Here is a 13,978-nt window from a genome sequence, read left to right on the forward strand (position 1 = left end):
TCAGGCGGCCGGGGCCGCCACGGCGATCACGGCGAAGGCTGCGCCCTGCGGATCGGCGACCAGCGCGGCCCGGCCGGCCGGGCCGTCCGAGGGCGGGGCGAGCACCGTGCCGCCGGCCTTCACCAGGGCGTCGACGGTGCTGTCGGTGTCGTCGACGGCGTACCAGATCCGCCAGTGCGAGGGGGTGCCGGGCGGGTCGTCCTGCAGCCCGACGACGCCCCCGACCGCGCGGCCGTCGACGTGGATGCCGCGGTGGTGGTCGGGCATGCCCTCGATGGGTGCGATCTCGACGCCGAAGACGGCGGAGTAGAAGGCGGAGGCCGCCTCGGGGTCGCTGGTGTGCAGGTCGTTCCAGGTGAGGGCGCCGGGCTCGTTGACCACGCCCGCGCCGATGAACTCCAGCGGCTGCCAGACCCCGAAGACGGCCCCGGTCGGGTCGCTGGCGACCAGCATCCGGCCGACGTTCCCGACGTCCATGGCCGGCATCAGGGTGGTGCCGCCGGCGGCGTTGATCGCGGCGAGGGCGGCGTCGGCGTTGTCGGTGGCCAGGTAGGTCGTCCAGACGGTGGGCGGCAGCGGCTCGCCCTCGGGGGCCATCAGCGGGGCGATGCCGGCGACCGGGCGGCCGTTCAGCGCGCAGATCGCGTAACCGCCGAACTCGGCCGGGCCGACCTCGCCCTGCCAGCCGAACAGGTCCCGGTAGAAGTCGAGGGCGGCCTGCTGGTCCTTGGCCATCAGATCGACCCAGCACGGGGTGCCGGACCGGTAGCGGGTGGTTACCTCGGGCATTCGGTGCCTCCCAGGGCCTGGGCGCCGCCCCGTGCCGTACGGGGCATTCCCCGCACCACCCTTCCCGGTGCCGGCGCGGGCCGCCACCGGAGCGGCCCGGCGGCACCGGAGGAGTGCCCGGAAAGGGGTGTGCACGGCCCTCCGCGACCGCGTCCGCACCGCACGGGAACGAACCACCACGCCTCCATGAGGCGGTGTCAGATCGGGAACCGGTTCCACTCAGGTGGAGTCAGTGCTTGACGGTATGTTCGCTCCGCGGCCGGGTGCCGCAGCAGGAGCACCGCCCTCGGCCACCGGCAGCCGGTGCAGGGCGTCCACCACGAGCAGGAGAACCATGAAGACCGTATTCCGGAAGGCGCGTATCGCCACTTCCGCCGTCGTCGCCGCGGCCGCCCTCGGCCTGCTGGCCGCCCCCGCCGCCCAGGCCGCCCCGACCGGTGTGACCAACCCCGACTTCGAGGCCGGCGCCACCGGGTGGAACACGTTCTCGATGCCGTTCGGCGCCCAGGTGATCAACAACTCGGCCGGTCGTCCGGCCCGCTCGGGCAGCTGGAAGGCCGAGCTCGGCGGGCACGGCTACACCGGCATGGACCGGATATCGCAGCAGGTCACGATCCCGGCCCTCCGGGTTCCGGTGCTCACCTTCTGGATGCGGCTCGACTCGCCGACCCCGGCCACCTTCGGCTACCACGAGCTCACCGTCGAGGCCACCGCGCAGGACGGCACGCCGTACACCCTCGTCACCCGCACCAACAAGGACTCCGGCAGCGACTACCAGAAGGTCACGGTGACCCTGCCGAGCGCCTTCTACTCCTCGGAGGAGAAGACCGCCACCATCTCCTTCTTCACCGTCGACGACGCCTCGAACCGGATGCCGTTCCTGATCGACGACGTGTCGATGGCCTACCAGTTGAAGGTCTACAAGCCCTGGTTCCCGCCGCTGTTCAAGCTCTGACGCCCCGTCGTCCCGGCCCGCCGCCACGGGTCGGGTCGACGCACCGCCGACGGGGGACGATCCCCTGTGCGCGGGCACCGCGCCGGCGCCGAACAGACCCGCCACGGAGCCCAGGGAGCCCAGGTTGACCGAGCAGCACCGGCCCTTCCTCTACGTCGTCGTCTGCGCCGCGGGCATCGCCTCCGACGTCGGCACACTGATCACCGCCGCCCTCGACGAGGGCTGGGGAGTCGGCGTCGTCGCCACTCCCCATGCGCTCGGCTTCATCGACCGCGAGGCCGTGGAGGCACGGACCGGCCACCCCGTCCGCTCCGCCTGGCGCACCCCCGGCAGCCCGCAGCCGCTGCCCTGGGCCGACGCGATCGCCGTCGCCCCCGCCACCTTCAACACCGTCAACAAGTGGGCCGCGGGCATCTCCGACACCCTCGCCCTCGGCATCCTCTGCGAGGCGTACGGGCTGGGCACCCCCACCGCGGTACAGCCGTACGTCAACGCGGCGCAGGCCGCGCACCCCGCGTACGGGGCGAGCCTGGAGCGCCTGCGGACGATGGGCGTGCTGTTCGGCGACGCCGTCCCGCACCGGGCCCGCACCGACGAGGGCCGCGCCGCCTACCGCTGGACGGCCGTCCTCGACCTGCTGCGGCCGGTGCTGACCGCCGCCCGCGGCGGCGCCTGAGAGCGGCGGCCGCGGGCCGGAACGCCACGGATCGGAACGCCGCGGGCCGGAACGCCGAAGTCCGGCACCGGGAGCCGGTGCCGGACTTCGGGACAACTGGTGGGCCGCCAGGGGCTCGAACCCTGAACCTACGGATTAAAAGTCCGCAGCTCTGCCAATTGAGCTAGCGGCCCGTCGGCGTGCGCGTCCGCACTGGTACAGCGCTCGCCGGGGCCGATCCTACCCGGTGATCCCCGGGGGGCCGCCAGGGGATTGTGCGCCGCGCCGCGGCTCGAACCGACGCCCGAACCCGCGCCCGGACGGCGGTCGGGCCGCCGACTCCAGGTGAGCGGCCCGCACCCGGCGCAGCCAGGCCTCCGCCGGGGCCTCGTCCGGCGCCTGAGGCAGCACGCCGGGCCGGTCGAAGCGGGCCTCCGCGGCGGCGAGCAGGCCGGCCGCGTCCTCGGGCCGCTCGGCGTACTGCTCGCCGAGGGCGCGGACCCGCTCCGGGTCGGCCAGCCGCACCACGATCTCGCCGCTCTCGTGCAGGGCCAGGCCCTGTTCGACCAGCCGGACGAGGTGCCTGGCGTGCTTGGCGGCCCGGGCGCGGGCCACCGGGTCGGTGGCGTCCCTGGTCGTCAGTTTCCTGAACTGCTGGGTGGCGTAGCCGAGATAGGACCGGCGGACGGCGTGGCCGCTGAGGAAGGAACGGCGTATGCCGATCAGTTCGTCGCCCAACGGGGTGCGCACCTCGTACAGGTCCTTGGGCAGCCAGACGAGTTCGGAGGCGGTGGGGTTGCCGCCGAGGGCGAGCCGACACCACTTGGCGGCCTCGTGCAGGGTGCGGTCGGGCGCGGTGGTGACGTGCGACTCGGCGGGCCGGTGCAGGCCGTGGAAGTCGACCGTGGGCGCGGCGAACAAGCCGAGCCGGTCGACGTCGGAGCCCGGGTGGGCGAGGCCGTAGGCGGTGGAGCCGACGATGCCGGAGAGCAGGACGTGCACGGGCGGTCTCCGTCCGTCGGGAGTGGTCTCTCGGGATTGGTCAGGCGGCAGTCTGCCGCGCGGTCCGCCCGGCACGCGAGCGAATTGTGCTCACGTCGCTCCGCCCGGCGGCCGCGGCACCCGCCGATACTGGGCGCATGGCGAGTGGGCTGACGAACAGCGCGATTCCGACGGCGAAGCTCCGGGCCTGGTGGGCGCACCGGCAGTGGCTGGAGGGCGGCCCGGGCGGGGCCCACGCGGGCGCCTCCGCCGCCGAGGTGCTCGCGGCGGCCGGCTGGGCCCGCTCGGTGGGCGGCGCGGCGCCGTACCTGGGCCTGTTCGCCCGGGCCGGGCTGCACCGGGAGGAGGTGGACGCCGCGGTCGCCGCGCTGGAGGTGCACGAGCTTCCGTCCGCCCGCGGCTGCACCTACGTCCTGCCGGCGGAGGACTTCGCGCTCGGCCTGGCCGCCGGCGCGGGCGCCCCGGAGGGCGACATCGCCTCGGCGGTGAAACACCTGGGCGTCACCCGGGACGAGATCGAGAAGCTCTGCCTCACCATCGGCCAGCTGCTGTCCCCCGACGACCCGTTGGAGCCCGCGGCGATCCGCGAGGCGGCCGGCGGCGCCGTCCGCCCGCTGGGGGAGGCGGGCCGCAAGCGCGGGACGTCGACGACGCTGCCGCTGGCCCTGGGGCTGCTGCAGGCCCGCGGCCAGGCCCGCCGGGTGCCGGTCAACGGCCGCCTGGACCAGCAGCGTTACGGCTACGTCCGGTGGGACCAGCCGGTGCGGGGCTCGGCCGCCGAACTCGCCGAGCGCTACCTGGCCTGGGCGGCGCCGGCGGCCGTCCGGCACCTGCGGTGGTTCACCGGTTTCACCGCGGCGACCGCCAAGGCCGCGCTGGCCCCGCTCGACCTGGTCACCCTGCCCGGCACCGACCTCCTGCTGCCCGCCGGCCTGGTGGACGAGTTCGAGGCCTTCGTCCCGCCCGAGGAGCCCTCGTACGCGCTGCTCGCCGGGATCGACGGCCTCCACCTGCTCCACCGCGACCTGCCGCGGCTGCTGGAGCCGGAGGACGCCGGGCGGACCCTTCCGGCGGGACGGGCCGGGCGCAGCTTCGGCACCGAGGCCGACCCGCAGACGCACATCGTGGCCGACCGCGGCCGGATCGTCGGCGTCTGGGAGTACGACCCCGAGCAGCGCGAGATCGTGCACCAGCTGTACGTGCCCGTGGACGCGGCGCTGCGCGAGGCGATCGACCGCACCGAGGCGTTCGTCCGGGACGAGCTCGGCGATGCGCGCGGCTTCAGCCTCGACTCCCCGAAGAGCCGGGCGCCGAAGATCGCCGCCCTGCGCGCCGCGGCCGGCTGAGCGCGGCCCCGGTCGCGGCCCCTCGCGGCCGGCTCAGAGTCCGACGGGGATGTGGTCGAAGGACGCCTCGCCCGGGACGCCCCGTGCCAGGGCGGCCGCGAGGGCTGGCGGCACCGCGGCGTGCACCCCGGGTAGCACGGGGAACTCCGGGTAGGCGAGCCGCTCGTCCTCCGGCGCGGTCGCGAACCGGGCGTCCATCCCCGGCCGGTTGCCGCGCGGGTCGATCCGCACCCAGTCCGCCCACCCGGGCAGGCGGACGGCGGCGAGCCCGTGCAGCACGTTCAGCGGCTGGTAGCACAGACCGGCCGGGATGCCCTCGGCGCGCAGCAGGGCGACCAGCAGGTGGGCCTTGCCGTGGCAGACGGCGTCGCCCGCGGCGAGCACGTCGGAGGCCCGGACGGCGGCGCTCCAGCGGTCGACGTCGGCCGAGTGCGGGAGCTCGTCGCGGACGTGCTCGTACAGGGCGCGGGCCGTCTCCTCCGCGGTCGCCCCGCGCAGGCTGCGGGCGAGGGCGCGGACCGCCGGGTGGCCGTGGTCGATCACCTCGTCGGCGGCGAGGAAGGCGGGGTCGTCCGGGTCGGCCGGGGCCGGGTGCGCGGTCATGGGCCCCATCGTGCCGTCCTGCGGCGGTCGCGTCCCGGAGTTTCCGGTGATCGGCTACCGTCGGCTCCATGAGCGACGACGTCCTTGTGGTCACCGGCGGCGGGCGCGGGATCGGCGCCGCCACGGCACGCCTCGCGGCGGCCCGCGGGTACCGGGTCTGCGTCAACTACCGCAGCGACCGGGCTTCTGCGGAGTCCGTGGTGGACGGCATCCGGGAGGCGGGCGGCACCGCGATCGCCGTCCGCGCGGACGTCAGCCGGGCGGCCGGCGCGAAGGAGCTGTTCGCGGCGGTCGACGAGCAACTCGGCACGCTCACCGCCCTGGTGAACAACGCGGGCACCCTGGAGCGGCAGTGCCGCCTCGACGAGCTGGACGAGGACCGGCTGGCCCGGATCTGGGCGGCCAACATCACCGGCCCCTTCCTGTGCGCGGGCGAGGCGGTGCGCCGGATGTCCACCCGCTACGGCGGGCGCGGCGGGGCGATCGTCAACGTGTCCTCTGCGGCGTCCCGGCTCGGCTCGCCGAACGAGTACGTGGACTACGCGGCGTCCAAGGGCGCCCTGGACTCGATGACCCGCGGGCTGGCCCTGGAGGTCGCCGCCGAGGGCATCCGGGTCAATGCGGTGCGGCCCGGCCTGATCCACACCGGCATCCATGCGCTCGGCGGCGAGCCGGGCCGGGTCGACCGGGTCGCGCCGGGGCTGCCGATGGGCCGAGGCGGGGAGCCCGAGGAGGTCGCCGAGGGCATCCTCTTCCTGCTCTCGCCCGCCTCGTCCTACGCCACCGGGGCCTTCCTGGACCTCGCGGGCGGGCGGTGACACCCGCCCGGGGCGTGTTTCGCGATCCGCGCCGGGCGGGGCGGCCGCCGGGCCTACCGTTGGGCTCATGACCGAGAGCGAGTTCGACGCCGACACCGCCACCGACACCGACGCCGCCGTCACCGGCACGGCCACGGCCGTGACGACCGCCGCCGGGCACCCCGCCGGCATCCCCGCCCGGATCGACTACCAGCGGTCCCGGCCGCACCGCGCCGTCCCGGACGTGCCGAACTTCCGGGACGCCGGGGTGGGCGCCGTCCGCAGCGGGGTGCTGTTCCGCTCCGGCACCCTCAGCCTGCTCACCCCGCAGGGCGCGGAGGCGCTCAAGGCGCTCGGCGTCCGCGTCGTCGTCGACCTGCGGACCTCCACCGAGCGCAGCCACTGGCCGGACGAGCGGCACGGTCTGGACTACGAGGACCACCACCTGCCGCTGCTGCCCGACCGGGCCGAGACCGGCGTCGAGTGGCCCGCAGGGGCGCTGTCCGTCTACGTCTTCATGGCCGAGACCGGCGGGTACGCGATCGCCGGCGCGGTGCGGCGGCTGGCCGCGCCGGACGGGCTGCCGGCGATCGTGCACTGCGCGGTCGGCAAGGACCGCACCGGCCTGACCATCGCCGTGCTGCACCACCTCGCCGGGCTCTCCGAGGAGGAGATCGTGGCGGACTTCCTCCGTTCCAACGTCCACCTCGGCCTGGACAACGGCCCCGTCCCGTACATCGACGAGAACGGCGACGAGCAGCTCTCGCACCCCGTGGAGGCGGAGAACCTGCTCGCCGCGCTCGCCCGGATGCGCGAGATGCACGGCTCGGTCGACGGCTACCTGCTCGCCCACGGCGTCACCGAGGACGAACTCGCCGCCCTGCGCGCGCTGCTGAGCCGCTGACGGGCCGCCGCCGGGCCGCCGCGGGTGCTATCGGCCGCGGGCGGACCGGCGGCGCTCCTCCCAGCCGAACGCGGCCGCCATCAGCACCGCGATCGCAGCGATCTGGACGAGCGCGGACACCCGGGTGCCGGCCGGAACGGTGGCCGCGACCAGCCCCGCCGCCACCGCCCGGGGCAGCAACGGCCGCAGGCCGAAGGTGTGCCGGATGCCCGTGTTGGCGAGCAGGAACAGCGCCGGGCCGGCGGCCAGCACCGCGGCCTCGCCCGTCCCGAGGGCCGCGGTGGGACGGGCGACGCCCGACTCGGCGCCCGCCGCGAAGAGGATCACGGCGAGCAGCAGCGCGTAGTGCCCGATGTTGTGGACCCGGATGGCGATCCGGTTGCGCCGGGCGTCGTCCAGCACCTCCATGTACCGGACGGCCCGCTCGTCGTCGTCGTGCCCGAAGTACGCCCACCAGAGGCCGACGCAGACCGCCAGCGCGCAGACCGCCGCGCTCACCGGGGCGGGGGTGAGCACCTCGTGGCCGGCCGCGCCGGCGCCCAGGGCGACGACCGACTCGCCGAAGGCGACGATCACCACCAGCCCGTGCCGTTCGACGAAGTGGTCGGCCCGCAGGTGGAACTGCGGCAGGTCGACCAGGTACGGGACGGCGATCTGCACGGCCAGCGAGGCCGTCCACAGCGCCAGTTGGGCCGAGCCCTCGAGGTAGCCGCCGGCCACCACCAGCGCCGCGTTGACGAGGTTCAGCCCGCCCATCCGCAGGACCGGCCCGCGGGCGACCCCGGCCGCCGCGAACATCCCGGTGTGCACGGCGACCACCAGCAGGTACGCCCAGCCGAAGGCGGCGCCGCTGCCGTCGAAGGCGTGCGGGACTGCCAGCGAGACGATGAGGAACCCGACCATGCCCAGCAGCAGGAACGCCCGCCGGGGATGGGTGGACGGCGGCATCGCGTTGGTGAGCCAGATGAACGCGTCGTACATCCACCAGATCACCGCCAGCATCACCAGGACCCGCACCAGCCCGCTCGGGGTGAGGTGGTGGGCCAGGCTGGCGGTCAACTGGGTGACGGTGAAGACGAAGACGAGGTCGAAGAACAGTTCCAGCGGGCCGACTCTCAGCTCGGCCTCGCCGCCTGCGGTGGTGCTCCCGGTGGCAGTGGTCACGGGCGCGAGTATGGATCAACTCGGCTGCCGGCGAGCGGCATTTCGGCACCGGCGATCACCTTCGGGCCGCCGGGCGCGGCCGCCCGGCCGGCGCGGGTTATGGTCGGAAGGACACGTCCCGGACGGAGGAGAGCGGCGATGGCGGGTGTCCCGAGCACGGCGGTGGCGGCGGCCGGTCTGATCGGCGGCTACGGCACGGCACGGTGGAGCGGCCGCCGGGAGCTCGGCGGCGCGGTGCTGGCCGCAGCCGGGGCCACCGCGGCCGTGGGCTGGCAGCGGCAGGCCGGCACGGCCACCGCAGCGGCGCTGACCGGCCTGTACCTGGCGGCCTTCGGCGGCTCGCACCCGCTGGCCAAGAAGATCGGCGCCTGGCCGTCCGTCCTGGCGGTGACCGGTGTGGTCGCCGCCGCCTCGGCCCTGGCCACGCGCCGCTCCGCCTGACGCCGGCGCTTCGGCTGCTGCAAGCGGCTCAGGCGGCCTTGAAGCGCGCCTCGAAGGCGGCGCGGTTCGCCGACACCGGGGAGCGGTCCCACACCGCGAAGACCACCCGGGAGAAGGCGGCGCCGTGCTCGTCCAGCGCGCCGGCGAACGCCTCGGCCACCACCGCCGGGTCGTTGCGGAACACCCCGCACCCCCAGGCGCCCAGCACCAGCTCGCGCACACCGTGCCGGGCCGCCACGGCGAGCACCCGCCCGGCCCGCTCCGCGAGCACCCCGGCCACGTCCACCGGCCGCCCGGGCGAACGCAGCGCCAGCTGGCCCGCGTTGGGCGCCGGCGAGGTCAGGAAGGACAGCGTGTACGGCTCCGCGAGCAGCCCGCCGGGCCCGCGGACCACCGGAACGTGCGGCGACCAGATCACCCGGTGGCTGTAGCGCAGGTCGGCCGAGGCCCGGTGCGCCTCGTAGTAGTCGGGGGCCTCCAGCAGGCACCGGTAGAGCAGCGCGCTGCGGCAGAGGTCCTCCTCCTGGGCCTTGGCGCCGCGCAGGTAGCCGCCGCCCGGATTGCGCGCGGAGGCGAAGTTCAGCACGGCGACGTGCTCGCCGCCCTCCCGCACCAGCCGCTCGCCCGCCTGGATGCTGCCCTCGGCGGTGACCTCCACCTCCCCCGTGTACCGGCCCGCCCCGCGGCCCGGCGCCTCGTCCGGCCCGTACGAGACCGTGCCCGCCCGGGCCGCGGCCAGCAGCGGCCCGATCTCCACCTCCGCGCCCTCGCGCGCCCGGTAGCTCCCCCGCTCGGCGATCGCCTCGTTCTCGACCGCCACATGATGCATTCGACTCATGACGGTGACGCTACGCGCGGCACGGCCCGCCCGCCACCTATTATTCTCAATCGGAGAACAACACGCCGCGGAGTCGGTCCGGGAACGCGGCCGGGCCCGCCCCACCGAAGTGGAGCGGGCCCGGCCTCACGCCGCAGGGGCGTCAGTTCTTCCAGCGCGGCTTGCGGTCGTCGCGGTTGAAGCCGCCGCGCTCGCGGTCACGGTCGCGGTCACCGAAGGAACGGCCGCCGCGGTCGTCCCGGCCGAAGCCCTGCGGGCGGCCACCGGAGCGGTGGTCGTCGCGGCGGGCGAACGGACGGCTGCTGCTGCCGCGGTCGCGGTCACCGAAGGCCGGACGGTCGCCGAAGGAGCGGGCCGGACGGTCGCCGAAGGAGCGACCACCGCGGTCGTCGCGGTTGAAGCCGCCGCGCTCGCGGTCGCGGTCGCCGAAGGAACGGCCGCCGCGGTCGTCGCGGTTGAACGGACGGCCACCCCGGTCGTCGCGGTTGAAACCGCCGCGCTCGCGGTCGCGGTCGCCGAAGGAACGGCCGCCACGGTCGTCGCGGTTGAACGAACGGCCACCCCGGTCGTCCCGGTTGAAGCCGCCGCGGTCGTCGCGGTTGAAACCGCCGCGCTCGCGGTCGCGGTCGCCGAAGGAACGGCCGCCGCGGTCGTCGCGGTCGCGGCCGAAGGACGGACGCTCGCGGTCCCGGTCGCGGCCGAAGGACGGACGCTCGCGGTCGCGGTCCCGGGTGTACGCCGGGCGCTCGCTGCGCGCCTCGCGGTAGGTGGGGGCGCGCTCGGGCTCGGCGGCCGCGGCGGGCGCCTCGGCCACCGCCGCGGGGGCGGTCTCGGCCGCAGCCTCGGCGGTCTCCTCGGCCGGCTCGTCCTCGATGCCGAGGGCGGCCCGCTCACGCGCGGCACGGGTGGCCAGGCGGTCGGCCTCCTCGCGCAGCTCGGTGGCGCGGCGCTGGGCACGCTCCAGCTGGCGGGTCATCTCGGCGACCTCGCGCTCGGCGGCACCGGCGATGCCGGCGGCCGACTCGGCCTGCACCTCGACGAGCGAGCGGGCGCCGGTGATCTTGGCGACCTCGGCGTCGAAGGCGTGGTCGAGGATGTGGCGGGAGGCCTCCACACCGGCGTCCTCCATCAGGCGGAAGACGCTGCGGCGCTGGTGCGGCAGCACCAGGGTGACGACGGTGCCGGAGCGGCCGGCGCGGGCGGTGCGGCCCGAGCGGTGCAGGTAGTCCTTGTGGTCGCCGGCCGGGTCGACGTTCAGCACCAGGTCGATGCCGTCGACGTGGATGCCGCGGGCGGCGACGTCGGTGGCGACGACCACGTTGACGTAGCCGTCCTTGAAGTCGCCGAGCACGCGGGTGCGGGCGCCCTGGGTCATGCCGCCGTGCAGCGCGTCGGCCTTCACACCGGCCTCGACCAGCTGCTCGGCGACGCGGTCGGCGCCCATCTGGGTGCGGACGAAGATGATGGTGCGGCCCTTGCGGGCGGCGATCGCGTTGGTGATCGGCGCCTTGTCCTTGGGCTTCACCACGAGGATGTGGTGGGTCATGGTGGTGACCGCGCCGGCGGACGGGTCGACCTCGTGGGTGACCGGGTTGTTCAGGTAGCGCTTCACCAGGGTGTCGATCTCGTTCTCCAGCGTGGCGGAGAACAGCAGGCGCTGGCCACCGGCCGGCACCAGGTCGAGGATCTCGGTGACCTCGGGCAGGAAGCCCATGTCGGCCATCTGGTCGGCCTCGTCGAGAACGGCGATGCGGACGTCGTCCATCTTGGCGGAGCCGCGGTTGATCAGGTCGCGCAGGCGGCCCGGGGTGGCGACGAGGACGTCGACGCCGCGCTCCAGGGCGTAGATCTGGTTGGACATCGAGGTGCCGCCGCAGACGACCTTGAGGCGCAGGCCCAGCACCGAGCCGAACGGCTCCAGGGCGTCGGCGACCTGCATGGCCAGCTCGCGGGTCGGCACCAGGATCAGGCCGCGGGGGTGCTTGGCGCGGGTGCGCTCGCCGTCGGCGAGGCGGGTCAGCAGCGGCAGGCCGAAGCTGAGGGTCTTGCCGGAGCCGGTACGGCCGCGGCCCAGCACGTCCTTGCCGGCCAGGGCGTCCGGGATGGTCGCGGCCTGGATCGGGAACGGCGTGGTGACGTCGCGCTTGGCGAGGGCGCGGACGACCTCGTCCGGCAGGCCCAGGTCGCCGAAGGTGACGGTGGGCTCGGCACTCGCGGTGTCGGTGTCCGCGTCGGCGGGCTCGACGGCGTCGAGCAGCTCGGCGGGGTCGGTGGTGTCGGCGGCGTCGATACCGTTCGCGGGCATGGCGAAGCGGGCGTCGTCAACGAGAGACATTCAAAACCTTCCGGAAGTGGCACGCGCCAAAGTCCGGGGTTCTGTTTCACAACCGCCTCTATGCGGTCAGCCACGGATCGCCGGAACGCGCCAAGGGCGCCGGTTTGGGAATGGAGGCGCCAGTCAAATGGATCAAACGAACGATCTACCACCATAGAGGAGCCTGGGGATCGGAGGCAAACGCGCTGGCCAGCCGGTCAATGGTCGGGTGATCCACCGCCGGAGCCGGAGGAACCGGGGAGGCTGGGGATCGGCCCCGGGTCGGACGGCGCGGAGGTGGGGCTCCCGGACGGCTCCGGCGCGGACGTGGCGGAGGGCGCCGGGCCGGACGGCGAGGGGTGCGGGGTCGGGGTCTCCACGCTGCGGTTGGCCGGCACCGGGGCGGACGGCCCGGGCTCCGGCGGGACGGCCTCGGACGGCGCCGCGCCCGCGCTGCCGGCCGCCGCCCCGGAGGACGCCGCCCCCGTCCGCCCCGCGGCGGACGGCCGCGCCCCGCCGCGGGGCGCGTGCTTCCCGTCGGCCGGCCGCACACCGGGGGCGCCGGAGCCGCCCGCCGCATCGCCCTGCCCGGCCTGCCGGTCGCTGGACTGCAGCTCGGTCGACCCGCCGCCGACCGCCATGCATCCGCTGAGCCCCAGCCCGGCGAGCGCCGCCATCACGGCACCCGCCACCGCGCGCCGGCGCCTCGCGCCGGCCGCCGGTCCGCCCTTCCCGGCCGTGCCGATCGCCGGCACCCCTGTCCTCACCCGAGCCACCACCCGAGCCACCTCTCGCCGCCCACCCGGGCCCACTGCCCTCCGGTGCCCAACGCGCGGGACACCCCGGCGGACACGGCCCGCGCACCTCTTCGGGCTCAGCCCCAGAACGCGTGCGCCAGCGCCGTCCCCGCGTACGCCGCACCGAGCCCCGCCAGCACGCTCCCGGCGACGTTCGCGGCAGCCAGGAAGCGGGCACCGGCCTGCGCCAGCCTCAGCGTCTCGTACGAGAACGTCGAGTACGTGGTGAGCGCCCCGCACAGCCCGGTGCCGAGCAGCAGCCGGAGGTCGGAGGAGGCCTCGCCGGCGGCCGCGGCACCGGTGAGCAGCCCGAGCACCAGGCAGCCGACCACGTTCGCGGTGAACGTGCCCCAGGGGAACACCGAGTCGTGCCGGGACTGCACGGCCCGGTCGGTCAGGTAGCGCAGCGGGGCGCCGACGGCCGCGCCGGCGATCACCAGCAGCCAGGTCACCGGCGGTCCTCCCCGCCGCCCGAGCCCCGGACGACCTCGCACTCGTCGAGCAGCACCAGCCCGAGCCCTGACAGGTCCTCCAGCTGCGGCAGGAAGGCCCTGATCCGCTCCGCCGCGTCCACCACGACCACGGCCACCGGCAGATCCTCGCCGAGCGAGAGCAGCCGGGCGGTGTGGATCATCGAGGAGGCGCCGAAGCCCTCGATCCCGCGGAACACGCTCGCGCCGGCCAGGCCCGCGGCGTGCGCGCGGTGCACCACCTCGGTGTACAGCGGCCGCGAGCGGTGGCGGTGGTTCTCGCCGACCAGCACGGTCAGCCGCAGTGCGGTGCCCCTCAGCCTGGTCATGCCGTCCTCCCGACTGCCGGGCCCGGTGCCCGGCTCACACCGGCCGCCGGACGAACAGGCGCCTGGTCAGCGCGGCCGCGACCCAGACCGAGCCGAGCGCGGCCAGGAGGGTCGCCGCGAGGTAGGCCAGCCCGCGGGCCGGTGCGCCGTGGTCGACCAGGCTCTGCACCTCGACGGTGGCCGTGGAGAAGGTGGTGAAGCCGCCCAGGACGCCCGTGCCGAAGAAGGGCCTGAGCAGCGGGTGCGGTGTGCCGACCTCGGTGATCAGCACCATGAAGACGCCGATCACACCGCAGCCCAGGGTGTTGACCAGCAGCGTCGTCCACGGGAAGGCGTCCGTCCCGGTCGGCCAGGCGAGCGCGGCCGCGTACCGCGCGGAGCCGCCGAGTGCGCCCCCCAGTGCCACCACGGCGATGGTCGGGCCCTGCCCGCGCAGCACCGGCGGACGGGCGCCGGCGGACTCCCGCGACGCCGCCGCGACTCCGTCTGCCGGGTCCGAGCGCACACTCAAGTGAATCACCCCCGCCGATCACCTGGCACACCGTCACCGCACACCCGACAATGAGGCGGTGGA

16 protein-coding genes and 1 tRNA gene are annotated in these 13,978 nt (G+C 75.3%); 6 read left to right on the forward strand and 11 right to left on the reverse strand.

Annotated elements, in window-relative coordinates:
- On the reverse strand, positions 1 to 789 hold the full coding sequence (locus AB0M03_RS19295) for a VOC family protein (protein WP_363492760.1): 789 nt from the start codon (positions 787 to 789) through the stop codon (positions 1 to 3).
- Positions 790 to 1,123: 334 nt separating this feature from the next.
- On the opposite strand from AB0M03_RS19295, the gene AB0M03_RS19300 reads away from it, so the two are divergent.
- Together AB0M03_RS19300 and AB0M03_RS19305 are read left to right on the forward strand one after the other, a co-directional pair.
- Positions 1,124 to 1,744 (forward strand): hypothetical protein, encoded by a 621-nt coding sequence (locus tag AB0M03_RS19300; RefSeq protein ID WP_363492761.1) that lies wholly within the window; start codon positions 1,124 to 1,126, stop codon positions 1,742 to 1,744.
- 124 nt (positions 1,745 to 1,868) lie between these two features.
- Entirely contained in the window at positions 1,869 to 2,420 is a 552-nt protein-coding gene (locus AB0M03_RS19305) for a flavoprotein (RefSeq protein ID WP_363492762.1), read from the forward strand.
- Positions 2,421 to 2,517: 97 nt separating this feature from the next.
- On the opposite strand, the gene AB0M03_RS19310 is transcribed toward AB0M03_RS19305, so the two are convergent.
- Together AB0M03_RS19310 and AB0M03_RS19315 are read right to left on the reverse strand one after the other, a co-directional pair.
- Positions 2,518 to 2,593: transfer RNA gene (locus AB0M03_RS19310), tRNA-Lys, on the reverse strand.
- Between the two features lie 46 nt (positions 2,594 to 2,639).
- Entirely contained in the window at positions 2,640 to 3,401 is a 762-nt protein-coding gene (locus tag AB0M03_RS19315) for a nucleotidyltransferase domain-containing protein (RefSeq protein WP_363492763.1), read from the reverse strand.
- Positions 3,402 to 3,538: 137 nt separating this feature from the next.
- On the opposite strand from AB0M03_RS19315, the gene AB0M03_RS19320 reads away from it, so the two are divergent.
- Complete coding sequence (locus AB0M03_RS19320; protein ID WP_363492764.1) at positions 3,539 to 4,747, forward strand: crosslink repair DNA glycosylase YcaQ family protein; 1,209 nt, start codon at positions 3,539 to 3,541, stop codon at positions 4,745 to 4,747.
- A gap of 33 nt (positions 4,748 to 4,780) precedes the next feature.
- Here the strand turns inward: AB0M03_RS19320 and AB0M03_RS19325 are convergent, their stop codons facing one another.
- Positions 4,781 to 5,350, reverse strand: coding sequence for a transglutaminase family protein (locus AB0M03_RS19325; protein ID WP_363492765.1), 570 nt, complete (start codon positions 5,348 to 5,350; stop codon positions 4,781 to 4,783).
- Between the two features lie 68 nt (positions 5,351 to 5,418).
- Here AB0M03_RS19325 and AB0M03_RS19330 point away from each other — a divergent pair, with 68 nt between their 5' ends.
- Together AB0M03_RS19330 and AB0M03_RS19335 are read left to right on the forward strand one after the other, a co-directional pair.
- A complete protein-coding gene (locus tag AB0M03_RS19330) occupies positions 5,419 to 6,168 on the forward strand; it encodes an SDR family oxidoreductase (RefSeq protein ID WP_363492766.1) in 750 nt (249 codons plus the stop codon).
- Between the two features lie 67 nt (positions 6,169 to 6,235).
- Positions 6,236 to 7,051, forward strand: a complete 816-nt coding sequence (locus AB0M03_RS19335) for a tyrosine-protein phosphatase (RefSeq protein ID WP_363492767.1) — start codon at positions 6,236 to 6,238, stop codon at positions 7,049 to 7,051.
- Positions 7,052 to 7,078: 27 nt separating this feature from the next.
- Here AB0M03_RS19335 and AB0M03_RS19340 read toward each other — a convergent pair whose 3' ends face one another.
- Positions 7,079 to 8,215: a low temperature requirement protein A gene (locus tag AB0M03_RS19340; RefSeq protein ID WP_363492768.1), complete on the reverse strand. Its 1,137-nt coding sequence runs from the start codon at positions 8,213 to 8,215 to the stop codon at positions 7,079 to 7,081.
- Between the two features lie 138 nt (positions 8,216 to 8,353).
- On the opposite strand from AB0M03_RS19340, the gene AB0M03_RS19345 reads away from it, so the two are divergent.
- The gene (locus AB0M03_RS19345) at positions 8,354 to 8,656 is read left to right on the forward strand and encodes a hypothetical protein (RefSeq protein WP_363492769.1); all 303 of its coding nucleotides are present in this window, start codon (positions 8,354 to 8,356) and stop codon (positions 8,654 to 8,656) included.
- A gap of 28 nt (positions 8,657 to 8,684) precedes the next feature.
- Here the strand turns inward: AB0M03_RS19345 and AB0M03_RS19350 are convergent, their stop codons facing one another.
- The 6 genes from AB0M03_RS19350 to AB0M03_RS19375 form a co-directional block, all read right to left on the reverse strand.
- The gene (locus tag AB0M03_RS19350) at positions 8,685 to 9,494 is read right to left on the reverse strand and encodes a TIGR02452 family protein (protein WP_363492770.1); all 810 of its coding nucleotides are present in this window, start codon (positions 9,492 to 9,494) and stop codon (positions 8,685 to 8,687) included.
- A 142-nt stretch (positions 9,495 to 9,636) separates the two neighbouring features.
- Positions 9,637 to 11,829 (reverse strand): DEAD/DEAH box helicase, encoded by a 2,193-nt coding sequence (locus AB0M03_RS19355; protein ID WP_363492771.1) that lies wholly within the window; start codon positions 11,827 to 11,829, stop codon positions 9,637 to 9,639.
- A 197-nt stretch (positions 11,830 to 12,026) separates the two neighbouring features.
- Complete coding sequence (locus AB0M03_RS19360) at positions 12,027 to 12,575, reverse strand: hypothetical protein (protein WP_363492772.1); 549 nt, start codon at positions 12,573 to 12,575, stop codon at positions 12,027 to 12,029.
- Positions 12,576 to 12,682: 107 nt separating this feature from the next.
- On the reverse strand, positions 12,683 to 13,057 hold the full coding sequence (crcB, locus tag AB0M03_RS19365; protein ID WP_363492773.1) for a fluoride efflux transporter CrcB: 375 nt from the start codon (positions 13,055 to 13,057) through the stop codon (positions 12,683 to 12,685).
- Positions 13,054 to 13,404, reverse strand: a complete 351-nt coding sequence (locus tag AB0M03_RS19370) for a DUF190 domain-containing protein (protein ID WP_363492774.1) — start codon at positions 13,402 to 13,404, stop codon at positions 13,054 to 13,056. The genes crcB and AB0M03_RS19370 overlap by 4 nt, the downstream gene beginning before the upstream one ends.
- Before the next feature lie 34 nt (positions 13,405 to 13,438).
- Positions 13,439 to 13,843 carry a CrcB family protein gene (locus AB0M03_RS19375; RefSeq protein ID WP_363492822.1) on the reverse strand — a complete coding sequence of 135 codons (405 nt, stop codon included), beginning with the start codon at positions 13,841 to 13,843 and terminating at the stop codon, positions 13,439 to 13,441.
- Positions 13,844 to 13,978 lie beyond the last annotated feature (135 nt).

This window comes from Kitasatospora sp. NPDC051914, assembly GCF_040680995.1.
Classification (GTDB): domain Bacteria; phylum Actinomycetota; class Actinomycetes; order Streptomycetales; family Streptomycetaceae; genus Kitasatospora.